Here is a 22,768-nt window from a genome sequence, read left to right as displayed (position 1 = left end):
TATATCTTTAAATCAGACTCTTAATGTGAATGTAATTTTTAAATTTTAATGATGGTATAAATTTTTATAATTTAAAAACCATTTTAAACCTATAACATTAGCTCAATGATACAACAGCGATTTTCATCGGTTTTAGCCTATTTGAAAATCATTTCCAACTTTAAATTTAGGAACCCATACACCATCCTTTTTAAAGAATAAATCTTTGTTAACCCATTTGTCGATAATATTATCAAACTCTTCCTTTGTCAAATCATAATACTTCAAGTATCCTTCTAAATATATTTCTGGAAATATACCATCGTATTTAACTACTAACTCTATCGCCTCTTTTCTAGAAATAGCACCTCTTCTAATATCAATACCAGCATCCTGTGAAGCTCTACCAAAACCGAATTTTAAATACATTAGGTATGTATGTAGATCATATAAACTTGTGTCATTTTGTGAATAATCATTATAAGTAGAGCCTTCCTGTGATTTCTTACTAGTAAGACCACAATATTTTTCTGCAATTTTAAAATTTCTATACGAATCCCAAGGCTCAAAATAAGACCAATATAGACTTAGTACCTTGCTTTTACCAAAAATAATATCCTCATCAAATTTATACATTTCTAAGTCGTTGTTGTCTATTCCGCTATTAATTATTCTATTGTATGTATCTGAGAGCAAAATATTTTTAACAAACTCGAAACTTCCATAAGGTACATTCTTGTTTTTAGTAGAACCGCCATATTCGATTTCGCCATTTTCACCATAAAAAATCATTTGTATATTAAAATTTTTTGCTATTTTTGGAATAAAAGCCTGTATAATTGTTTGCCATCCTAGCATTGGCCTTCCAAATTCAATAAATCCGATTTTATCAACTTGTTTTAAAACTTTCAAATTTGGTCTTATTGTAATATTATCATATCCTGAGGATATAAAATTTGTTAGATTTTCTTCTCCAATATCAAAAACTATTCCGGGCTTTACCGTTATTGTCAAAGGATTTATGCCGTATTCATTTTTCAGTTTATATGAAACATAAGAACTGTCCTTTCCGCCACTAACCGGAACTATACAATCATATTGACCATTAGACTTTTTATATTTATTTATTATTTCTATTAATTCTTTTTTTCGATCACTCCAATTTAAAGTTTTTTTTTCTTCGCTCCACTGGCAAGCATTGCAAATTTGATCTTCATTAAATTCAATTCTTGGTCTAGTAGACATATTTAAACACTTTTTACACCAAAAAATTCTACTCATATTAAACCATCCTTCCATTCTTTCCTCAATAGTCCGTAAAAAATATCATCTTGATAAACACCATTGACATAGATACTTTCTCTTTGTCTGCCTTCTTCTTTAAAATTAAATTTCTTAAAAAGTTTTTGCATACCAATATTATTTGCAGCGCAGCCACCCCATACCCTATGTAGACCAAGGATTCTAAAAGAATAGTCCAAAATTAATTCCATTGAAAATGTCCCTATATTTTGACGTTTAAAGTTCTGCTCGCCAATCATTATGCCAAATTCACCAGATTGCCTAAAAAAATCAATTTTATCTAGTTTTACTGTGCCAATAAATTTTTTACTACTTTTATGACAAATAAAAAATCCTTGGGAGTTTTTTGCCGTAAATCTACTAAAACTACTTTCTATAAAATCCAAATTATCATTCATTAGCAGTGATATTGAATTAATATATTCTATATTATTGTAATCCTGCATCCACTCTAAATATTGCCTCCTTAGAATCAAGTTATCTTTTTCTAAAATGTATGGTCTTAACTGTATTGTTTCATTTTCCAAAATCATTTTATTTTTCCTTAATTAAATCTTCTAAACACTGGCTTGATGGGGTTACCTACTAAATATTTTTCATAGCCCTCATCAACTGCTTTTTTATAGACCTCAAAAGTTTTTTCTAGTGCATTTTTAGTCTTTTCAAGTTCATTTTCTCCATGAGCATAAGAGAGTGCCAGCCAAGGAATAAGCACGCCATTTTTGATCATTTCTTGAGAAAAAAGAGTTCTAAGCCCTAAAGAATTTTGACCATTTTTATCAAAAGTTAAATAGTACGGACTACACTCTATCCCACTTGCTATGAAATTTCTTTCGATTTCATATTTTTTTGCAAGCTCATTCATCATCAAGATTAGTTTTGTGCCATAGTCCCAAATATACTCAACTACATTATGCTCTTTCATAAATTTCATAGCTGCAACAAATGCGCCCAGGCCACTCATCTCTGCGCCATGTGTTGTTGATAGTAAAAAAACTCTTTCTTTTCCTTCAAATTCTATACTGCCAAGCTGCATTATCTCTCTTTTTCCAGCTATAGCTGCAACTGAAAATCCGTTTGCCATTGCCTTTCCAAAAGTACATAAATCAGGTTTAATGTCGTAATAATACTGAGCTCCTTTTAGATGCCATCTAAAGCCAGTTATCATCTCGTCAAGTATAAATACTGCTCCATTTTTATGACACAGATCTCTTACTTTATGTAAAAAATTATCTTTTGGGTGCTCTGTTGTAGCCGGCTCTAAAATCACGCAAGCTATTTGATTAGGAAATTTATCAAAAAGCCTCTCTAAGCTTTCAATGTTGTTGTAGCCAAACGTTTTTGTACCTTCAATATCCTTTTGCGGTATACCCTTGGTAAGTTGAGTAGAGCCAATAAACCAGTCATCATAGCTAAAAAATGGGTGCTCTGCACATCTTACAACTAGTTCCCTTCCAGTATATGCTCTACTAAGCTTTATAGCTGCCGTTGTTGCAGTTGAGCCATTTTTGGTAAATTTAACCATATCAACACTATCTATCATATCTATTAATAGTTCAGCAGCCTCTAGCTCTATCACGCTAGGTTTTGTTAGATTGTTGCCAAATTCTATTTGCTCGATCGCTGCTCTGTTTATTTCTTCATTTGCGTAGCCTAAATTTACAGCCCTAAGCGCCATTCCATAGTCCAAAAATTCTTTACCATTTTCATCATATACATATGCGCCTTTCCCTCTTTTTAAAATTTGTGGGGCATTGGCTGGATACTGGTCAAATCCTCTACTGTAAGTATGGGCACCGCCCGGTATTGCTTTTAATAATCTATCTTGATAAGTCATGTCTTCCCTCACTTATTTCTTCTAGCTTATATAAGTTCTGCAATACCTTGTAATCATCCTCTAGTCTATTTGGGTATGTCGGCACCTCTCCGTTTTTGACCTCTTTTATACTATTTATATAATCTTTTAACTCATTAATATATGGCTCCTCCGGATTAATATATCCACTTTCTACTGTTCCTGTGCCAAATTTTATCCTATTCCAATCATTCATATTAGTATTTATATATCTGAGTTCATTATTATCTGCACTATAAACTATTTCACCTTCTGAACCCAATATTCTCATTTCCCTAGTAGCTCTAGGTTTTGATACTACTTCTATAGTTAAATTTCCCAATACATTATTTGAATGTTCTAAAATACAATGATATATATCATCTATATTAGCATTAATATCTGTTATTTTTTTTCTCACGCACGCCAGTGGTCTAGAGTCACCGAAAATATCATTTAACCATGTTAACTCAAATGGAACTATTTCCCTACAGCCACCAGTATCAGGATTTGAAACATAAAAGTCTTCTATTTTTTCCCAAGGGTGCCAATCTGGCAAATACTGACCAGTTTGATAGTTATAATTAAGGATTTTACCTATTGCTTTTTTATTAATCAGTTCTTTTATCTTTATAGAAATAGGATAATATTTCATTGTACAAGATGGTGCTATCAAAATTTTTTTATCTTTTATTCTCTTTGATAATTCTAAAATTTTTTCAGCCTCGACAACAGAAGCCTCTACAAAACAGTTGATATTGTTTTTTTCAGCCAAATATGCGTAATACATATGCATATTTGGAGGAGTAGATATTATGAATACATCTGGAATAAATTCACCCATTGCTGTTTCAAGGCTATCAAAAGTTTTAATATTATATTTTCTTTCTACCTCACTCCTTCTATCCTCTCTTGGCTCAAAACCGGCAATACTATCTTTATAGCCAAGCGCGATTAAATTTCTAATTCTTCTTTTACCCATTGAACCCAGACCGATTACTAGAAAATTCATTTCAATCTCCATTCGTATTTCATTATATTTTCGATTGCCAAAAAATCATATAGATCATCTATTTCGTAACATTGATATCGCTTTATCTCATAAAAAGTATTTCTTTGCGTATAAAATGTTTTTTCTTCTAGAAAATTTTTTATTTTAACTATATAAGCGACTCCATAAGGAAAATATGCCTTTTCATTATCCTGTCGCCTTGTAGTAAATTTGAGCTCTTTACAAAATGGCACGATATAACCATTATTTAAAATTTTCTTCATGATAGATGGATGCTCATGCACTTCCCCTATGCTAGATATTGAGTCAAATTTTTCTTGATTATCTACTATTTTTTCTATCATTGTATCTACATCATCATTTTCTCTCAAAGGCGATGTGGGCTCTAATAAAACAATATAGTCAAACTCTTTTTTTAATTCATTTTTATAATAATCTATAGTATGTTTTACGGCATCAAAGGTTGTAGCAGTATCGCTTGCCAACTCGCTTGGTCTTAAAAAAGGGACACTTGCGCCATACTTTTTAGAAATTTCTGCAATTTTCTCATCATCAGTGCTAGTCATTACCTCATCGACGTATTTACTTTTGAGTCCAGCCTCTATACTCCATACGACAAGCGGTTTTCCACATAATTCTTTAATATTTTTTCCAGGCAGCCCTTTGCTGCCACCTCTTGCCGGTATAATCGCTAAAAAACTATTGTTTTTATACATTAAAAAACTTCTTTATATTCTTCATTTGCTTTTTGGTATTCTTCAATACGTCCGATATCAAGCCAATATTCTCTGATCGGAAATGATATAACATTTTTACTTAATTTTATTAGCTTTTCAAACAGCGTAGGCATATCATAAAACTCATTTTTTGGTATTAGATCTAAAATTTCCGGCGAGAGCATATATATTCCAGCACTTACGAAAAATTTCTGCACTGGTTTTTCTGAGATATCTACTATCTTGTTGTCGTTCATTTTTACAACGCCATAAGGAACTTCGTAGTCATACTCTCTTACACACATTGTAGCCGTCGCTTTATTTAGCGTGTGGTAGTTAAAAATATGCTCGAAATTTACATTTGTAAGAAGATCACCGTTCATTACAAAAAATGGTTCGTTTGGTCGCTCTTTAAGTAGGCTTAATGCACCTGCCGTACCCATTCTTTTTTGCTCTAAAATGTAGTCGATGTTTACTCCAAATTCTTTGCCGTCACCAAAATAGTCCTTGATGATGCCTGCATTAAAATTTACGCACATCGTAATATTTACAAAGCCATACTCTGCAAATTTCTCAACTATCGTCTGAAGGATCGGCTTGTTTCCAACCTTTAGCATCGGTTTTGGAGTATCTTGCGTGAGTGGTCTAAGCCTAGTACCGAGCCCCCCCACCATTAGAATGACTCTATTCGTCTTGATCTTTGGTTCAACAAGCTCTTCTATCTCTTTTAAGTCTAATACTATTCCGTTATCATCTACTATTGGTATCTGGTGAAGTTTTTTAGATAATGCTATCTTTAAAATTTCCTCTTTTGTGCTAGAAATTTTTGCAACAGCCGGCTCTTTATAAATGATCGTCTCTATAGAGCTGTCAAGGTCTAGCCCTCTTAATATACCTCTTCTTATATCGCCGTCAGTCAGTGTTCCAAGAAGCTTATCTTTATCATCAACAACTAAAGCTATCTGCATAGCTCCGCTATCTATAATCCCCAAGGCTTCCTTTATAGTGGCATTTTGTTTTAGCTTTATGTTTTCTATATTCTTCATTATTTATATCTTTACATCATAAAATTTCTTTTTCAAAATACCTTCTAGCTCGATCTCTTTTAAAATTTTAACCATTTTTTTACTTGGATTACCGCCATCATATGGATTGGTGGTATCTTTTAAAACTTGCTCAAATTCTTTTGAATATACTTTTTTTATAGCGGCTAAAATTTCTTTTTTAACGGGCCTAACGTCTATCACACTGCTAGCTCTTGCACGTCCTTTTTGGCGATCGCCTATATTTATGGTGGCCTTTTTAAAGCTTGGGACTTCTGAAAGGCCACTCGAGCTATTTCCTAGGACTATATCAACAAATTTTATCGCACTTAGGTATCTTAGCTGCCCAAGTGAAGTAAACGCCACAGCTTTTTGTGGATTTATACTAACATACTCATCTATCATTTTATTTATCACATCACCATCTATGTCACTATTTGCTTTTGTAAAGATAAAATTTGTATCTTTTAGCTCGTTTATTGCTTCTAAAAGCTCGCTAAATTGTTCTTTTGCACTACCATTTTCAAGCGTTACCGGATGAAAAGTGATTAGTATATTTTTTTTTGTGAGCTTAAAATTTATAGACTTTTCAAACTCATCTTTATTTAGTAAATTTAGCTTTTTTATATTTTCAATGCCAGGACCGCCGACATTAAAGACTCTGCTAGGTTCTTCTCCTAGCTGGATTATACGATTTGCATACTCTCTTGTAGCTGCAAAATGAATATGGCTCATCTTTGTTATGCTGTGTCTAAAAGCCTCGTCAAATGCTCCTTGGGTGGTTTCTCCGCCATGTATGTGCGCTATTGGTATTTGCATGATGCTAGCCACTCCAGCTACGCCAAATATCTCGTATCTATCGCCAAGAAGCACCAATATATCTGGCTTAAGTTCGCTAAAAGCTGGGGCAAATTTCTCATAAACCTTTGCCATTTCAGTACATATATCAAGCTTTGAGTGCGAAGAGCCTAAAATTTCTATCTTTTTATCTATCTTAAATTCTTTTTCAATCTCTTTGTATGTGAGTCCAAACTCAGGACTTAGGTGCATGCCGGTGGCAATTATTTGAAGCTCAAGCTCGCTACCTGCCTCGATCTCTTTTAAGAGCCAGTAAAGTAGGCCATATTCTGCTCTAGTGCTTGTCACTACACAAATTTTTCTCATATCAGATCATCTTGCTTGTAATCTTTTTGTGAAATTTTTCCGATCACCTCATCCCATCTCATAGGATTTATGCCGTCTCCCGGGCGTTTTACACAGATATTTTGTTCGCTAAAGACTTCACCTTTTTTTATATCATACTTTGCTACGATCGACTTTCTAGCTATTTTGATATTTTCGCTCTCGCTTTTACTAAAGTGCTTTAGTCCGTCTCCAAGCGCTAGTTCTATATTTCTAATAGCTCTAACCATCGCCACTAGCTCATCTGGCTCAAGGCTAGCCTTGTGGTCAGGTCCGGGCATATTTTTATCAAGAGTAAAGTGCTTTTCTATGATCTTTGCACCCATGGCAACCGCTGCGATATCGACCTCAATGCCAAGCGTATGATCGCTATATCCGACCTCAAGACCAAAGGCATTTTTCAGTGTTATCATCGCTTTTAAATTTACATCCTCCATCGGTGTTGGATACTGCGTATTTGCATGAAGAAGACTTATGTTTTCACGTTTCGTGCCACTTTTTATAAGTACTTCTATCGCGGATTCTACCTCACCTAAATTTGCCATGCCAGTTGAGAGAATGATCTTTTTATTTAAGCCGCCTATCTGCTTAAGATAAGGTAAATTTGTTATCTCGCCGCTTGGGACTTTAAATGTGTCAAGCCCAAGCTCATCAAGAAGCTTTATGCTGTCGCTATCAAAAGGAGTTGAGAGAAATGTGATATTTTTTTTCTTGCAATAGGCTATAAGCTCTTTATGTGTGTTCTCATCTAGTTCAAGCTTTTTTATCATCTCAAACTGGCTTTCATTTTTATCGGTAGTTTCTTTTTGATAGCTAGCCTTTTGTGCGTTTTTTGAAACAAGATTTTGAGCTTTAAAGGTCTGAAATTTCACCGCATCAGCGCTAGCTTTGGCTGCTACATCGATCAATTTTTTGGCTAAATTTATATCACCATTGTGATTTACTCCAGCCTCAGCTATGATAAAAACCCTATTTGACATCAAATCTATCTCCCACCTTAATCTTTCCATCATATTCATATTCCACAACTTTTACAAAACTATCTTGTGTTTTTACCAAAAAAGTATCACCGTCTTTACACAAAATCGCACCAGGGATACATTTATATAGTGGTGCATCTTTTATAAGTTCTACTTTATTTATTTTCATCTCTTTGCCATTTAGAAATGCCCTTGCTACTATGGCTGGATAACAAATAGCACGTACAAAATTAAATACCTCTCTGCTTGTTTGGTTAAAATTTAAATTTTCATCGCCTTCTATACGTCTTGAGCAGTAAAACCCAACACCATCTTGTTTTTTGGACTCTGCTTTACCGTTTTTAAATAGACATATCGCCTGATATAGTATGTTCGCACACTCACTATGCGCTTTTGTTAGTATGCTTTTGTAGTCATCGTTGTCTGTTATATCAAAACATTTTTGCAAGATTATATCACCGGTATCTATACCAGTATCCATATAATGTACAGTTATTCCAAATTCTTTTTCGTTATTTATCAAAGCCCAGTTTAGGATATTTCTGCCTCGATAAAACGGCAATTTACCTGCGTGGCAATTGATAGTTTTATATCTTGGCAAATTTATGATCTTGGATTTAAAAATTTGATTAAAAGACATTGACACAAACAAATCGCAATCGTAATGTTTTATTTTTTCAATAAACTCATCAGAATTTATATCTTTATGCTTTAAATAGTCAATTTTAAATTCGTTTGCATAATTTAAGAGTTTTTCATCATTTGAATCATATCTAGCGCAGATAAATTTTATTTCTATATCTTTGTCTTTAATAAGTTTATCAAATGCGTTATGGCTCCAAATACCATCTGCAAAATAACCTATCTTTAGTTTCATACTACTCTCCTTATATTATTTTGCATATACAAAAGCTACACCCTTGCACTACTTGGGATATTTACTATCCTATCACTTAGAAATTTAGCATTTTTTAACTCATCTCTTTGGCAGTCCTTAAACATATCAAGCTCATTCATGAGCTGCCAGATAGGGCGTGTGAAAACGCCATTTTCGTTGCTAAATTTTAAAAACTCATCTCGTTTTTCATGGCTCTCAAACAGCACCGCATTTAGCCAAAAATTTGACCTAGCATCTGCTGACTCATCTATAAATTTCACATCATCAAATTTAGAAAAATACTCTTTATAGATCATCGCAAGCTCGCGTTTGCTCTTTAAAAATAGTTCCAAATTCTCAAGCTGCGCCACAAGTAGGGCCGCATTTAAATTTGGTAGGCGGTAGTTGTAGCCGATCTCGCTGTGGCGGTATTCAAAAGGATGTGGCACCTTGGCCGTTGTGGTGATAAATTTAGCGTGCTTTGCTATCTCCTCGTCGTTTGTGATGATAGCTCCACCACCTCCACTTGTGACGATCTTATTGCCATTAAAGCTCATCGCTGCAAGCTTGCCAAAATTTCCCGTATGAGTGCCTTTATAGTAGCTACCAAGGCTCTCGGCGCAGTCTTCTACCAAAGAGATATTCCAACGCTTGCAAATTTCAGCTATCTCATCTATCTTGCAAGGCAGCCCAAAAGTATGCATAGGCACGCAAGCACGCACTATCCTACCGCTAGTTTTATTTATACATTTGCCCTCTTTTAGCTCGCAGTTTTTCTCCAAAAACGCACTAAGCGACGCTGGCGACATACCGAGTGTGTCAAGGTCAACGTCCACAAAAACCGGCTTCGCAAAAAGGTAGCTAATGGCGTTGCAAGTGGCTATAAAGGTAACTGGCTGGGTGATCACTTCGTCATTTTGCTCTACGCCAGCTAGCTTTAGGCAGATGTGAAGCGCAGAGGTGCCATTTGTCGTGGCAACTGCGAATTTAGCACCGACCATTTGAGCTAGCTTGCTCTCAAGCTCATCGACAAATTTACCGACACTTGAGACAAAGCTAGAGTCGATGCACTCAAGCAGATATTTTTTCTCGTTGCCTATAAATTTTGGCTCGTGAAGCGGGACTTTGTCCTTGCCAAAGGTGCTTTTTATAAATTTCAAAACCTCGTCAAAATCACATTTTCTCATCGAGATATTTTCCTGTTTCTTTATGCATAAAATTTGGTATGAGCTCGAAAACTTCGCGCAAAACGTCCTCTTTGTTCCATGCCAAGCTCGATTTTAAATTTAAGATATTGTTTTTAAAAATTTCTAGCTTTTTGCTGTCAAAATTTGCATCATTTTTGACTATGCCGATATTTTGAAGCCTTTGCATGTCAAGTCTCTCGCCGTCAACGAAAAACTCCTCGTAGTCCTTCTCTCCAGTCGTGTCACTAGGCGCAAAAAGACAAGGATAAAAGCCATCTTTTGGAAGCACTTTCGCAAGCTTTCTAGCCTCTTCCTCATTTTCACACAAAAATGGCTCGTAGCCTAAATTTGTTAAGTACCGCTTGGCTATCTCGCTAAATGTTATAAGATCTAAATTTTGATCTAATTTTGGGAAAAATATATCTCTGTTTTCTCCAAAAATGGTACTTAAAAGGCAGAGCTCACCGCTCTCCTTTGGCGTTAGGAAGTAGCGCCTGACGTCGTTTGGGGCGACTATGGGCTGAGACTTTTCTATGCGTTTTTGAAAGCCAAAAAGAAGTGAACCATCGCTAAATGCCACATTTGCAAATCTAGCCATTGAGACGTCGATCTCTAAAGAGTGTCTAAACGCAAACATCTCCATGATGCGCTTGCTAGCTCCCATTAAATTTACAGGGTTTGCCGCCTTGTCGGTGCTAACGCAAAAGTATTTTTTTGAATTCATACTAAAGGCTTGCGTTAGCGTTTTGTCGGTATTAAAGATGTTTGTTTCGAGCATCCTCATAAGCGTAAACGGATCTTTTTCGCTTCTAACATGCTTTAGTGCTGATAAATTTAAGACGTAGTCAAATCCGCCACTTTGTGACACAAGTGCGTCAAACTCAGCACTTGCAACATCTATGGCAAAAGTTTTAAAGTCACCATTTATATATCCAAACTCGCTTCTTATGTCACGCACTAGCTCAACAAGGTTATTTTCAGAAATATCGACGACGTATAGTTTTTTTGGATCTCTTATAAAAATTTCTTTTGTCACGGCTGAACCGATAGAACCAGCACCACCAATAACTAGAAAGCTCGAACTTGAAACTATCTCTTTTAAATTTTTACCAAGCACATTTATGTCATCTTCAAAAAGGTTTTTCGTGCGTCCTATTAAACTTAAGATATTGTTCATATTATTTTTCCATTAGATAGCATTATCTTCCTATCACATCTTTCAATTGTACTTAATCTGTGTGCGATTATTAATAATGTCTTATCTTGACTTATTTCATATATCTCGTCCATTATTTTTGCCTCTGTTTCATTATCTAAAGCACTTGTTGCTTCATCTAATACTAAAATTTCGGGGTCACTATATAGAGCTCTAGCTATTCCTATTCTTTGTTTTTGTCCGCCACTCAACTGAATTCCACCATCTCCAACCAGTGTGTCTATCCCTTCTTTTGAGGATAAGAAATCATATATATTAGCCTTCTTTAAGACTTCTATTATTCTTTCTTTATCATATTCATAGCCAAAAGCCACATTTTCTCCGACTGTACCATCAAAAAGATATATCGATTGTGGTATATAGCCTACTTTTGATCTATAAGATTTTATATTATCATAAGTTAATTTCTTTCCATCTATGATTATTTCGCCACTAAGAGGTTTATATAATCCGATAATTAAGTCAACTAGTGTGGACTTTCCACTCCCACTCTCTCCTACAAAAGCAATTTTATCGCCTTTATTTATAGTTATATTGATATTTTTAAGAACATTTTTATTTTTATTATATTCAAAACTTACATTTATTAGTTCTATTTTGTTTTTAAAATCCATAAAATCTTTACCTTCTGTTTGCGGAGTATAGCTAAGATCGCTATATACAATATCAAGAGAGCTAGATAAAAACAAAAGAGTATTATAGTTAGAAAGTATTCTATTTAAAGCAGGAAGAATTCTATATAAAGCTAGAGCATACATAGAAATGATTGGCAAAACAAAGTTTGCATCATTATATTTAAAAAGAACGTAGACAACAATTCCTATAAGAACACCAAACCCAATCGTTTCTAACGAGAGTCTAGGTAGTTGGTTTAAAGTATTGCTTACAATATTGGCTTTTGCATAACCATAGCTTATACTAGAAAATTCACTATAAAGTTTTTGTTCATTCTGTATAAGTTTTATAATTTTAAAATTTCCAAATGTTTCATTTAAAATTTTATAAAATTTTGATTGCATTATTGATCTTCTTGTGCCTTCTTTTTCTATTCTTTTTTTTAGAAAAAACAATAGAAATAATACTTTTGCCCCCAAAAGAATAGTTAAAACTAGAGTCATTTTCCAATTCATTAAAAGCAATAAGGCATACAGCAATACTATAGTAAAAAATTCTGAGAATATCAAAAGTAAGCTTTGCATATAAAAAGAAAGGTTTGAAGCTTCATTTACAATAGTCTTTGTTAGTTCCGAACTATTTCTTTTTACAAATCTTTTATACGGTAAATTTGTATAGTTTTTAAAAAGTCTAAATGCAAAAGAATGAAATCTTCCAAATGCAAATTTATTAAGCAAATAATTATAAAATATCGAGTAAAAAGCTCTAAAAATATAAAAACCTATTAAAAAAAGACCAAAAAAAATCATAAAATTAGTAGTAGTAGAAAAGTCAAAAAAGTCATAAATTTTTTTTGAATATTCGTTACCAACTATTTTTGATGGATCTGATGCTAGGGTAATAAACGGCATAATAGCAGATATTCCAATGGTTTCAATAACCGACAAAAAAATACTCATAAAAATCAAAATAATAAAATTTTTCTTTTCTTGTCTTGTTGTTATTGCCAATAGCTTTTTCAAATTAGTCATTTAAATACCACTCATAAAGTGTCTTTATCCCGTATTCAAGCTCTACTTTATGCTTCCAACCAAGAGAATGGAGCTTTGAGGAATCCGTTAGTTTTAGCATCGTGCCATCAGGCTTGTTATCATTAAAGTATAGTTCACCTTTAAAGCCAATTATATTTTTAACCAAGTTTACTAGCTCTTTTATAGAGATATCTTTGCCAGTTCCTATATTTATATGCGTATTTCTTATCTCTTTGCTATTTTTGCCATAAGTATCTTTAAAGTCTCTATTTTCCAGTAAAAATACGCAAGCATCGGCCATATCTTCTGAGTGTAGAAACTCTCGTCTAGGCTCTCCTGTACCCCAAACTTCTACTCTATCTTTTGAAATGCCAAATTTACCAAGATAAGCCATAGCTTCATTTAGATCTTTTACTTTTAGATCTTTTACCACTACGTCAAATTTTTCTTCGTTTAAAAGTTTTGCTAGGTGTATCTTTCTTATAAGTGCTGGCAATACATGCGAGGTTTCTAGATCAAAGTTATCGTTTGGACCATATAAATTTGTAGGCATCACAGATATAAAATTTGTACCGTACTGCAGATTATAACTCTCACACATCTTCATGCCGGCTATTTTAGCGATCGCATATGGCTCATTTGTGTATTCAAGTGGAGATGCCAAAAGCACATCTTCGCTCATTGGCTGTGGGGCATTTTTAGGATATATGCAAGTACTTCCCAGAAATAGTAGTTTTTTTACCTTATGCACATAGCTTTGATGGATCACATTATTTTGAATTTGTAAGTTTTCATATATAAAATCAGCCCTATAAGTACTATTAGCCACTATTCCGCCAACCTTTGCAGCAGCTAGCACTACATACTCGGGCTTTTCTTTTTCAAAAAACTCATAAACCGCTTTTTGATCCATAAGATCAAGCTCGCTATGGGTTCTTGTGATTATATTTTCATAGCCTTTTGATTTTAAATTTCTTACTATAGCAGAACCCACCAGTCCCTTATGCCCTGCTACATAAATCTTACTATTTTTATCCATTTTTTACTCAAAATAGCTCATTGTCTCATATCCGCCATCTTTTAGATAGACATCTTTTGTCATGAGCTTTAAGTCCGACTTCATCATATCGTTTACTAGATCTTGAAGGTTAAATTCTCTCTTCCAGCCTAGTTTTTTCTCTGCTTTACTAGGATCTCCAAGTAGCAAATCAACCTCTGTTGGCCTAAAATATCTTGGATCTACGCAAACCACAGTTTGTCCGATACTTAAGTGGGACAAATTTAAATTTAACTCTTTTGCTTTTTCAAAATTTAGAAAATCCACAACTCCTACCTCATTTACGCCAGCCCCTTCAAATCTCAAATTTATGCCAGCATAAGCAAATGCAAATTTTACAAAATCTCTAACTGCTGTTGTTTGTCCAGTTGCTATCACCCAGTCTTCTGGCTCTGGGGCTTGTAATATCATCCACATCATCTTTACATAATCTTTTGCATGCCCCCAGTCTCTTTTGGCATCTAAATTTCCAAGATAAAGTTTGTCCTGAAGTCCAAGCGCTATCTTACTAGCTGCTCTTGTGATCTTTCTAGTGACAAATGTCTCGCCTCTAACTGGCGATTCATGATTAAACAATATACCATTACAAGCAAAAATGCCATAAGCCTCTCTATAATTAACCGTTATCCAGTATGCATACATCTTTGCGACAGCATAAGGGCTTCTTGGATAAAACGGTGTAGTCTCGCTTTGCGGTGTCTCTTGCACTTTTCCATAAAGCTCAGAGGTAGAGGCTTGATAAATTTTAGTCTTTTTCTCAAGTCCTAATATCCTTATAGCTTCAAGTAGTCTAAGAGTGCCTGTGCCATCAGCATTTGCGACATATTCTGGAGTTTCAAAGCTTACATGCACGTGACTCATGGCAGCTAGGTTATAAATTTCATCTGGCTGTACCTCTTGGATGATCCTTGTTAAGTTCATAGAGTCTGTCATATCGCCATAGTGCAAGAAAAAATTTCTATTATCAACATGAGGATCTTGGTAAAGATGATCTATCCTATCTGTATTAAAAAGACTCGTTCGCCTTTTTACACCATGGACTATATAGCCCTTTTTTAGTAAAAATTCCGCTAAATACGATCCATCTTGACCAGTTATACCAGTTATTAACGCTACTTTTTTATCCATAAATCACCTTTTAAAATCATCATCTAGGCGAATTATATCATCTTCACCTGTATATTCACCGACCTGAGCTTCTATTAAAACCACAGGAATTTTTCCTTCATTAGACAGCCTATGAATTTCACCCATTTTTATATAGATAGACTCATTAGGACAAACGAGTCTAGTTGTCTCACCTATCGTAACGGTAGCACTACCTGATAACACTATCCAATGCTCATTTCTATGAAAATGCTTTTGCAAAGATAGTCTTTTGCCAGGTTTTACCTCTATTATCTTTATCTTATAACCATCTTGATTTTCAAGGACAGTGTAGTTTCCCCATGGTCTGTTCGTAGTAAGATGAGTATTACAAAGCTCAGAGCTCTCCTCTTTTAAAATTTCCACCACATTTTTTACTTTTTGGCTAGAGGATTTTTTAGATATTAAAAGAGCATCTTTTGTATCAACTATAGTTAGATCATCAACATCTATCAAAGCTATTTTTTTACCACTAGATAGGACTAGATTATTGTGAGAATTTATCTGCACCAGATCGCTATTTATTGTGTTTCCATTGATATCTTTTTGTAGCTGCTCATCCAAACTATCAAAACTTCCAAGATCACTCCAAGATGCATCTAGGGCTACCATTTTTACGATATCAGACTTTTCCATCACAGCATAATCTATGCTATTTTGCGGAATATTTTGCATGTCAATAACATCTATCTTGATATCAATTTCGTCTTTTTTTGCGTTATCAAAAGCTAATTTACATGCTTCAAGTATCTCAGGAGCAAAAGTTTTCATCTGATCCAAGAAAACGCCTGCCTTAAAGACAAACATACCTGAATTCCAGTAGAAATTTTGATCTTTTAGAAATTTCAATGCCCTTTCATAGTCTGGCTTTTCATAAAAAGCCTTCACATCACCATTATAGCTCTCTATATATCCAAATCCTGTCTCAGGCGACCTTGGCTTTATGCCAAAAGTAACCAAAAAATTTTGCTCTGCCAGCTCCTTTGCGGCTTTTACGCTTATGTGGTATGCTTTAATCTCTTTTATCAAATGATCCGATGGCGTTACTAAAACAATCTCATTTGGATCAAGTGCGAGGCAAGCTAATGTGATCGCTGGTGCAGTATTTCTACCGACTGGCTCGAGCAGATATTTAAAATTTGTGATATTTAAATTCTCTATCTGATCCATCGCCAAGTAGTAGTGATCGATATTTGTAATAACAAATGTATTGTCACAAATTTCACTATTTCGTAGTGCAGTTAGCTGAAAAAGTGATCTATCGTCAAATAATTTAATAAATTGTTTTGGCATTAAAGTCCTACTAATAGGCCACAACCTCGTACCAGAACCACCACATAATAATATATTTGTCATAAATTTTATCTACTTTAAAATGAGCTTAAAAATCTTATATAATTAAAGCTAAAAAAGACTAAGAACTTACTAAAACTATCAAAACACCTCTCTCATCTTATGCGTTAGCTCTAGGCTCGCTTCTATCTCGGCTCTTTTTGCCATTACACTTTCAACATTGACACCGATATTTATACCAAGCTTTTTAGCAAATTCATAAAGCTCTGCAAAATTTTCAAGGCAAATTTGCGATGCCGTGGCTAAAAAATTATTACTCTGAAGCATCCTTTTCTCGCTCTTTTCATCAACGCTTATGCCAAGCCACTTGATAAACTCTAGCGTTTTTGGCGTGCCACAAGTCGTAAATGTCAAAATAATAGGCAAATTTAACCCGCTTTTTGCCACGCTTGTTAGTAAATTTTTAGCCAAATTTATATCAAAAACCGCCTGCGAGATGAAAAATTTCGCCCCCATTTTGGCTTTTTGGCTCATCCTTTGCTCTTCATCGCCCTTTTTAGCGTGCCTCTCAGCTATGCAAACACCGCCCACTACAAGCTCTTTAAACTCATCTCTAGCGATCTCATAAGCACGCTCTAAGCCCATTTTAGGCTCTACCTTGCCAGAAGCAACGCCGACAAAGACATTTATATCGCTACTACTTTTTGCTAAATTTGCTCTAAATTCGCTCTCATTATATTTATTCGCAACTCTATAAAAGATGCTTGGCGTCTTTAAATTTAGATATTTCGAATAGTAAATTTCAGGGCTTAATGTATCGCTAAATTCAAAAGTTCGCTCGCTTTTTATGCGACTACTTTCGTCTTGGATCTCGTAAAGCACCAAGCCATCAGCCTGCACGTCCGTGATCCTCTTGTCCCATTTTGCAGCGATCTCTTTAAGCTTCACCTCGTCAAATTCAGCCTTTGGAGGCGTTAGGCCATAAAGCACTATGCCACTTTCATTGTTTATGATCTTATCTTTTAACATTTTCTAACTTTTTTTGAAATTTAAACGGAGTTTAGCGCCTAGGCTTGCTAGACGCTAAAATTTGTATTATAGACCTCTTACGATCTTGACAGCTTCTACCATATTTTTAAGGCTTGGCTCGACCTCTTCCCATTTTCTAGTTTTTAGGCCACAATCTGGGTTGATCCAGAGTTGCTCTTTTGGCAAGACTTCAAGCAGAGCTTTGATCTGAGCGACGATCTCTTCGACACTTGGCACACGTGGGCTGTGGATGTCGTAAACGCCAGGTCCGACCTCTTGTTTGTAGCCAACGGCTTTGAAAATTTTTAGTAGCTCGTTACCACTTCTTGCAGTCTCGATACTGATAACATCAGCATCCATTGCCTCAATGGTCTTGATGATATCGTTAAATTCAGAGTAGCACATATGCGTATGGATCTGAGTTTTTGCCTCAGCCGAGCTTACTGAAAGCTTGAAGCAATCAACCGCAAATTTCTCATAAGCTGGGATATTTTCAGCTCTTAGTGGATAGCCCTCTTTAAACGCTGCCTCATCGACTTGGATCACTCTGATGCCTGCATTTTGAAGGTCTGCGATCTCGTCATAGATACAAAGCGCAAGCTGTTTTGCCACCTCACTTCTTGGCAAGTCATCACGCACAAAGCTCCAGTTTAGCATCGTTACAGGTCCAGTTAGCATGCCCTTCATTACGTGTTTTGTGATGCTTTGAGCGTATTTCATCCACTTAACAGTCATCGGCTCTGGACGGCTTACGTCACCAAAGAGAAGTGGTGGCTTAACGCAGCGGCTACCGTAGCTTTGTACCCAGCCATTTTGGCTAAATGCATATCCGCTAATCTGCTCACCAAAATATTCGACCATGTCGTTTCTCTCTGGCTCGCCGTGTACTAGCACGTCTAGGCCGATATCTTCTTGGAATTTCACGCACTCGTCGATATATTTTTTGATGCCTGCCTCATAAGCAGCCGCATCGATCTCGCCTTTTTTGAAATTTTGGCGAAGCACGCGAAGATCAACCGTTTGAGGGAAACTGCCTATAGTTGTTGTTGGCAATATGCCGTATTTTAGCGTTTCACGTTGAATTTTGATGCGGTCTTCAAATTTCTCATCACGCTCAAATTTGCTTAAATTTTTAACGCGGTTTTGAACGCTTTCAGAGTGGATGAGCTTTGAAGTAGCGCGAGTTTTAACGGCATTTTTATTTTCTTCATAAATTTTTGCCTCAGCATCGTTTAGATTCTCGCCGTTTGCTAGTTTTGTGATGATCTTGATCTCATCAAGCTTCTCAACCGCAAAGCTTAGCCAGCTTTTGATCTCAGGGTTTAAATTCTCTTCATATTTTAGCGTGTATGGTACGTGAAGAAGCGAGCACGAAGTGCCGATGTAAAAGTCTTTGCCGCCTATTTTCTCTGAAATTTCACGAACAAGTTTTACTTTCTCATCGATATTGCTTTTCCAGATATTTCTGCCATCGATCACGCCTGCAAATAGTGTCAAGTGGCTATTTTTGATAGTCTCAAGTGCTTCGAAATTTCTCTTGCCATGGATAAAGTCAAGTGCGATGCCGTAAATTTTAGTTTTAGCCACTTCGCTAACTGCCTTGATCGCATGCTCAAAATATGTCGCAAACACGATCTTGATGTTGTTTGCAACGCCTGTTAGCTCGTTATAAACCTTTGTGATAAGTGGCAAAAGGTCGCTTTCATTCTTGTCAGTTACAAAGATCGGCTCGTCAAACTGCACTAAAATTTCATCATCAAGATTAGAAATTTGCTCAAGTAGCTTTTTGTACTCGCCTACAAGTGCGTCAAGGTGCTTAAATGGGCAGCTGCCATCAGTAGTCTTTGAAAGAGCCAAAAATGTGATAGGGCCGATTAAATTTACCTTGCCTTTTACGCCGTTAGACTTTGCCTCTTTGTACTCATTTAAAATTTTGTCCGCTTTTAGGCTAAATTTGCTCTCGCTACTAAGCTCTGGCACGATGTAGTGGTAGTTTGTGTTAAACCACTTTGTCATCTCCATTGCAACGCCGTTTTTGTTGCCTCTTGAGCAAGCAAAATATTGCTCCAAACCGCTTAAATTTGCAAATCTTGGAGGTGTAGCGCCAAAAGCGATGATGTTATCAAGCATTAGGTCGTAAAATGAAAAATCATTAACGCTAATAGCCGAAATGCCAGCGTCTTGTTGATATTTCCAGTGTCTGTGGCGAAGTGTCTTTGCAGTCTCTTGCAAATTCTCTTCGCTAAAGCCATCTTTACCAGCCCAAAAGCCCTCTAATGCGCGCTTCAACTCTCTTTTTTCTCCGATTCTTGGAAAACCTAAAACATAACTTTTTATCATTTTTATCCTTTTTAAATTTCTATTTTTAAATTAAATCTGTGCCCTGCACAGCAACCTTGAACGTGCAGTGGGGTAGGTGGGGGTTTGGGGGCGGAAGGGGCGACGCTTCGTAAGTAGAAACCCCTTCTGCCACCAAAAGCCAAATTTTCACTATCACAGCTCAAACAATAAATTTAATCACCTCAAACACGGCGGATGACACCCACTTCTTCTTAAACTAAAGTAAAATTTATAAAAAACCCTACTGAAAAGATCCTTGCCAAATTTCAAACACTGCTTAGCTTTGCTATTAAAGATGCAATTACAATGCAGCGGACCCGCTAGCAAAAATGGATTTATCTCAATGTGAAAAAATGTAAAATCGTTTAAAAATTTGCGTGTTTTTTGAAAATCGCTGATATGTTTTTTGCCAAGATTAATGAGCTTTACGCATGGGACAAGGCATCAGCGTTTTTCCTTTGTAGTGAATTTTTGTCGCATTATAAACGCTCTTTGCCAAATTTTTGTTTAAAGTTTGGGCGCTACCAAATTTCACGCCCAGAGTTTTTAGTCTTTTTTGCCTTTATTTAGGGATTTTAGCTTAGCGTCCATATCAGCTGTAAGCATAGTAAAGACCTTATTTGTAAGCTCCTGAGTTAGCTCCTTTGCCTCTTGCATTGTCTTTTGGCTAAATTCATTTAGGAGTTTGTCCGCTTTTTTCTTATCTTTTTTGTAAAGTTTCATGTACTCATCTTCAAATTTAGCCTGTTTTACCGCCAACTCTTTTTCAAATTTAGCGTAGGCCTCTTTTACCACTGGCGAATACTTCTCATAGTCAGTCATCACAAGGGTTTGAAGCTTTCTATAAACCCAATATATTGAGGTGTCATCAGCGTCGTATGAACCATCTGAGTAGCCTTTTATAAAGCCATCAAGCCCCTCGTAATACGGCAAATAAACACTAAGATCAGCCATACCAAGAGCGACGTAAGTTACGCGTCCAATCTCTTTTGGTAGCCATGGGCGCACCTGCATGACGTGAGACTCGTATGTTCTAAAGACGCTTATTGCGCGGTAGACGTTTTTCTTATCTTCATCTTTGCTAGCGTAGTTATCAAACGCAGTACCGTTGTAGTGGGCCCTCATCGCAGCTTTTAGATCTTCAACACTTAGTTTTTTCTCTGGTTTTAAAAATACTGGGAATTTCTGACCATCGGCGAAGTCTTGTTTTAAGCTTGGGTTAAACATGCTTTGCACCCAGCAAACGCGTGGGTAGTTGTAAGTCACATCTCTTTCATCATCCCTTGTATAAGCCTTTGTGAAGTTAAATTCGCCATCTTTTGCAGGGTCATAAGTCTTGTTATCGATCGCAAATTTGATGACATCTTTTGCTCCCATGAAATTTGGATCATTCTCTTTATAGTTTTGAAGTCTGCCTTGGTTTGCGGTAACGAAATACTCATCTGGAGCGATCTTTGTGGCGATCCATTTGTGGCCTGTGCCTGTTTCAAAGTACCAAAGCTCGTTTGCGTCAATAAATACTACGCCAAAGCCTTCTCCAGCGCCCTTTGTCTCAACTATCTCGCCAAGGAGCTTAACGCCCTCTTTTGCACTCTTCATACGTGGCAAAAGTACGTCTGGGATGTCATCTTCGGTGATGCCACTCTCTTCGTTATATGGGTCGATCTTTAAAAGCTCATCTTTTGCGTAGATGGTCTCAGTGCCGCTTAGTCCAACACCAGCCTCATTGTAGCCGACCGCTCCGTGAAGCTTTGTGTGTGAATTTGCAACAGTTGTGTATCTCATGCCATCTTTTGGAAGTGGATATGTAAAGTCATTTGCGCCGTCATGGGCTTTTGAGCTATGCATACCAGTTTGGTTTTTCTTTGCTGGATGGATTAAAAAGACTTGTGCCTTTACAGCCTTGCTGTCTGCGCTCCTGGCAACCAGCATGGAGCCGTCATTTGAAGCTTTATCTCCTACTAAAATAGTAGTGCATGCCAAGCTACTTGTGCCTAAAATCGCACTCATAGCGACGATTGATGCAAGAATTTTGCCTTTCATTTTTACTCCTTTAGTAAAATAAAATTTCTTTATGTGATTATACGCCAAATTTAATAATTTAATTATAAATTTTAAAATTTCTTTAAGCTTAATGTAAATTTATTGCAAATTTTGTCTAAGTGAAATTTAAATTTTCTAAAGGATTTTTCGCTATAATCCAAAACTTACGCACTTGCGTATAAAATTTCAAAAAGGATTAGCATGCCAAAGATGAAAACCGTTCGCGGTGCTGCTAAGCGCTTTAAAGTAGGTAAAAATAAGATAAAAAGAGGCTCTGCTTTTAGAAGCCACATCTTAACAAAAAAACCTACTAAGCGTATGAGAGACCTTCGTGGCCCACACTACGTGGATAGCACAAACGTCTCAGCCGTTCGCAAAATGCTCGGCGTATAAAGCAGCGTAGATTTAAGTTTTTGACAAAAAAGTCATTCAAACTCCCCCAAATTTAGGGGCAAGACTCACTTTGTGAGCGCCAATTTGTAAAAGGATAAATATGGCAAGAGTAAAAACAGGCGTAGTTAGAAGAAGACGCCATAAGAAAGTTTTAAAGCTAGCACGTGGCTTTTTCAGTGCTAGACACAAACATTTTAGAAAAGCTAAAGAGCAACTAGAGAGAAGTTTAGTTTACGCATACCGCGACAGACGCCAGAAAAAACGTGATTTTAGACGTTTATGGATCGTTCGTATCAACGCAGCTTGCAGACTAAACGACATTAGCTATTCAAGATTCATCAACGGCTTAAATAAAGCTAAGATCGAACTTGATAGAAAAATTTTAGCTGATCTAGCTATGAATGACGCGAAGGCATTTGCGGCACTTGCAAAACAAGCAAAAGATGCTTTGAAATAACACCTTTTCTCCGCTTCGGCGGAGATCTTCTTTTTT

20 protein-coding genes are annotated in these 22,768 nt (G+C 36.0%); 2 read left to right on the top strand and 18 right to left on the bottom strand.

All coding sequences use genetic code 11. The features are described from left to right. Positions 1-132: 132 nt before the first annotated feature. The 18 genes from ATCC51562_RS00780 to ATCC51562_RS00695 form a co-directional block, all read right to left on the bottom strand. On the bottom strand, positions 133-1,260 hold the full coding sequence (locus tag ATCC51562_RS00780) for an N-acetyl sugar amidotransferase (protein WP_021090232.1): 1,128 nt from the start codon (positions 1,258-1,260) through the stop codon (positions 133-135). Continuing rightward, on the bottom strand, positions 1,257-1,808 hold the full coding sequence (locus ATCC51562_RS00775; RefSeq protein WP_162141879.1) for a GNAT family N-acetyltransferase: 552 nt from the start codon (positions 1,806-1,808) through the stop codon (positions 1,257-1,259). The genes ATCC51562_RS00780 and ATCC51562_RS00775 overlap by 4 nt, the downstream gene beginning before the upstream one ends. Before the next feature lie 17 nt (positions 1,809-1,825). After that, positions 1,826-3,130, bottom strand: a complete 1,305-nt coding sequence (locus ATCC51562_RS00770; RefSeq protein ID WP_235044172.1) for a glutamate-1-semialdehyde 2,1-aminomutase — start codon at positions 3,128-3,130, stop codon at positions 1,826-1,828. Then, positions 3,102-4,127, bottom strand: a complete 1,026-nt coding sequence (locus ATCC51562_RS00765) for a Gfo/Idh/MocA family protein (protein ID WP_021090370.1) — start codon at positions 4,125-4,127, stop codon at positions 3,102-3,104. Before ATCC51562_RS00765 ends, ATCC51562_RS00770 begins: the two co-directional genes overlap by 29 nt. Beyond that, entirely contained in the window at positions 4,124-4,843 is a 720-nt protein-coding gene (locus ATCC51562_RS00760; RefSeq protein ID WP_021090408.1) for a cytidylyltransferase domain-containing protein, read from the bottom strand. The genes ATCC51562_RS00765 and ATCC51562_RS00760 overlap by 4 nt, the downstream gene beginning before the upstream one ends. After that, positions 4,843-5,889, bottom strand: a complete 1,047-nt coding sequence (locus ATCC51562_RS00755) for a nucleotidyltransferase family protein (RefSeq protein WP_021090378.1) — start codon at positions 5,887-5,889, stop codon at positions 4,843-4,845. Before ATCC51562_RS00755 ends, ATCC51562_RS00760 begins: the two co-directional genes overlap by 1 nt. Before the next feature lie 3 nt (positions 5,890-5,892). Further along, entirely contained in the window at positions 5,893-7,050 is a 1,158-nt protein-coding gene (neuC, locus tag ATCC51562_RS00750) for a UDP-N-acetylglucosamine 2-epimerase (protein ID WP_021090396.1), read from the bottom strand. Continuing rightward, positions 7,047-8,048 (bottom strand): N-acetylneuraminate synthase, encoded by a 1,002-nt coding sequence (gene neuB / locus ATCC51562_RS00745; protein WP_021090275.1) that lies wholly within the window; start codon positions 8,046-8,048, stop codon positions 7,047-7,049. The genes neuC and neuB overlap by 4 nt, the downstream gene beginning before the upstream one ends. Continuing rightward, a complete protein-coding gene (locus tag ATCC51562_RS00740; protein ID WP_021090335.1) occupies positions 8,038-8,925 on the bottom strand; it encodes a methionyl-tRNA formyltransferase in 888 nt (295 codons plus the stop codon). Before ATCC51562_RS00740 ends, neuB begins: the two co-directional genes overlap by 11 nt. A gap of 35 nt (positions 8,926-8,960) precedes the next feature. Beyond that, a complete protein-coding gene (locus ATCC51562_RS00735) occupies positions 8,961-10,112 on the bottom strand; it encodes a LegC family aminotransferase (RefSeq protein WP_021090386.1) in 1,152 nt (383 codons plus the stop codon). Beyond that, positions 10,099-11,289, bottom strand: coding sequence for a UDP-N-acetylglucosamine 4,6-dehydratase (locus ATCC51562_RS00730; protein WP_021090260.1), 1,191 nt, complete (start codon positions 11,287-11,289; stop codon positions 10,099-10,101). The genes ATCC51562_RS00735 and ATCC51562_RS00730 overlap by 14 nt, the downstream gene beginning before the upstream one ends. Next, the gene (locus ATCC51562_RS00725) at positions 11,286-12,974 is read right to left on the bottom strand and encodes an ABC transporter ATP-binding protein (protein ID WP_021090377.1); all 1,689 of its coding nucleotides are present in this window, start codon (positions 12,972-12,974) and stop codon (positions 11,286-11,288) included. The genes ATCC51562_RS00730 and ATCC51562_RS00725 overlap by 4 nt, the downstream gene beginning before the upstream one ends. Beyond that, positions 12,967-14,013, bottom strand: a complete 1,047-nt coding sequence (locus tag ATCC51562_RS00720; RefSeq protein WP_035167062.1) for a GDP-L-fucose synthase family protein — start codon at positions 14,011-14,013, stop codon at positions 12,967-12,969. The genes ATCC51562_RS00725 and ATCC51562_RS00720 overlap by 8 nt, the downstream gene beginning before the upstream one ends. A gap of 3 nt (positions 14,014-14,016) precedes the next feature. After that, complete coding sequence (gmd, locus tag ATCC51562_RS00715) at positions 14,017-15,159, bottom strand: GDP-mannose 4,6-dehydratase (protein WP_021090247.1); 1,143 nt, start codon at positions 15,157-15,159, stop codon at positions 14,017-14,019. Between the two features lie 3 nt (positions 15,160-15,162). Next, complete coding sequence (locus ATCC51562_RS00710; RefSeq protein WP_035167061.1) at positions 15,163-16,533, bottom strand: mannose-1-phosphate guanylyltransferase/mannose-6-phosphate isomerase; 1,371 nt, start codon at positions 16,531-16,533, stop codon at positions 15,163-15,165. A gap of 78 nt (positions 16,534-16,611) precedes the next feature. Further along, positions 16,612-17,499, bottom strand: coding sequence for a 5,10-methylenetetrahydrofolate reductase (locus ATCC51562_RS00705; protein WP_021090312.1), 888 nt, complete (start codon positions 17,497-17,499; stop codon positions 16,612-16,614). 66 nt (positions 17,500-17,565) lie between these two features. Continuing rightward, positions 17,566-19,839 (bottom strand): 5-methyltetrahydropteroyltriglutamate--homocysteine S-methyltransferase, encoded by a 2,274-nt coding sequence (metE, locus tag ATCC51562_RS00700; protein ID WP_021090226.1) that lies wholly within the window; start codon positions 19,837-19,839, stop codon positions 17,566-17,568. Positions 19,840-20,385: 546 nt separating this feature from the next. After that, positions 20,386-21,882, bottom strand: a complete 1,497-nt coding sequence (locus ATCC51562_RS00695; RefSeq protein WP_021090282.1) for a C69 family dipeptidase — start codon at positions 21,880-21,882, stop codon at positions 20,386-20,388. Positions 21,883-22,083: 201 nt separating this feature from the next. Here ATCC51562_RS00695 and rpmI point away from each other — a divergent pair, with 201 nt between their 5' ends. Together rpmI and rplT are read left to right on the top strand one after the other, a co-directional pair. Then, complete coding sequence (gene rpmI, locus ATCC51562_RS00690) at positions 22,084-22,275, top strand: 50S ribosomal protein L35 (protein ID WP_021090212.1); 192 nt, start codon at positions 22,084-22,086, stop codon at positions 22,273-22,275. Between the two features lie 100 nt (positions 22,276-22,375). Then, positions 22,376-22,732: a 50S ribosomal protein L20 gene (gene rplT, locus ATCC51562_RS00685; protein WP_004317321.1), complete on the top strand. Its 357-nt coding sequence runs from the start codon at positions 22,376-22,378 to the stop codon at positions 22,730-22,732. Positions 22,733-22,768 lie beyond the last annotated feature (36 nt).

It is taken from the genome of Campylobacter concisus ATCC 51562, from assembly GCF_000466745.1.
Taxonomy (GTDB): domain Bacteria; phylum Campylobacterota; class Campylobacteria; order Campylobacterales; family Campylobacteraceae; genus Campylobacter_A; species Campylobacter_A concisus_B.
Note: the sequence above shows the minus strand (reverse complement) of the source record. Positions and strands in the feature narration are given on the sequence as shown.

What these genes read in the sequence shown, in the direction of transcription:
- ATCC51562_RS00780 (WP_021090232.1), bottom strand. Translation starts at nt 1,260, where the DNA reads ATGAGTAGAATTTTTTGGTGTAAAAAGTGTTTAAATATGTCTACTAGA.
- ATCC51562_RS00765 (WP_021090370.1), bottom strand. Translation starts at nt 4,127, where the DNA reads ATGAATTTTCTAGTAATCGGTCTGGGTTCAATGGGTAAAAGAAGAATT.
- ATCC51562_RS00760 (WP_021090408.1), bottom strand. Translation starts at nt 4,843, where the DNA reads ATGTATAAAAACAATAGTTTTTTAGCGATTATACCGGCAAGAGGTGGC.
- ATCC51562_RS00755 (WP_021090378.1), bottom strand. Translation starts at nt 5,889, where the DNA reads ATGAAGAATATAGAAAACATAAAGCTAAAACAAAATGCCACTATAAAG.
- neuC (WP_021090396.1), bottom strand. Translation starts at nt 7,050, where the DNA reads ATGAGAAAAATTTGTGTAGTGACAAGCACTAGAGCAGAATATGGCCTA.
- neuB (WP_021090275.1), bottom strand. Translation starts at nt 8,048, where the DNA reads ATGTCAAATAGGGTTTTTATCATAGCTGAGGCTGGAGTAAATCACAAT.
- ATCC51562_RS00740 (WP_021090335.1), bottom strand. Translation starts at nt 8,925, where the DNA reads ATGAAACTAAAGATAGGTTATTTTGCAGATGGTATTTGGAGCCATAAC.
- ATCC51562_RS00735 (WP_021090386.1), bottom strand. Translation starts at nt 10,112, where the DNA reads ATGAGAAAATGTGATTTTGACGAGGTTTTGAAATTTATAAAAAGCACC.
- ATCC51562_RS00730 (WP_021090260.1), bottom strand. Translation starts at nt 11,289, where the DNA reads ATGAACAATATCTTAAGTTTAATAGGACGCACGAAAAACCTTTTTGAA.
- ATCC51562_RS00725 (WP_021090377.1), bottom strand. Translation starts at nt 12,974, where the DNA reads ATGACTAATTTGAAAAAGCTATTGGCAATAACAACAAGACAAGAAAAG.
- ATCC51562_RS00720 (WP_035167062.1), bottom strand. Translation starts at nt 14,013, where the DNA reads ATGGATAAAAATAGTAAGATTTATGTAGCAGGGCATAAGGGACTGGTG.
- gmd (WP_021090247.1), bottom strand. Translation starts at nt 15,159, where the DNA reads ATGGATAAAAAAGTAGCGTTAATAACTGGTATAACTGGTCAAGATGGA.
- ATCC51562_RS00710 (WP_035167061.1), bottom strand. Translation starts at nt 16,533, where the DNA reads ATGACAAATATATTATTATGTGGTGGTTCTGGTACGAGGTTGTGGCCT.
- ATCC51562_RS00705 (WP_021090312.1), bottom strand. Translation starts at nt 17,499, where the DNA reads ATGTTAAAAGATAAGATCATAAACAATGAAAGTGGCATAGTGCTTTAT.
- metE (WP_021090226.1), bottom strand. Translation starts at nt 19,839, where the DNA reads ATGATAAAAAGTTATGTTTTAGGTTTTCCAAGAATCGGAGAAAAAAGA.
- ATCC51562_RS00695 (WP_021090282.1), bottom strand. Translation starts at nt 21,882, where the DNA reads ATGAAAGGCAAAATTCTTGCATCAATCGTCGCTATGAGTGCGATTTTA.
- rpmI (WP_021090212.1), top strand. Translation starts at nt 22,084, where the DNA reads ATGCCAAAGATGAAAACCGTTCGCGGTGCTGCTAAGCGCTTTAAAGTA.
- rplT (WP_004317321.1), top strand. Translation starts at nt 22,376, where the DNA reads ATGGCAAGAGTAAAAACAGGCGTAGTTAGAAGAAGACGCCATAAGAAA.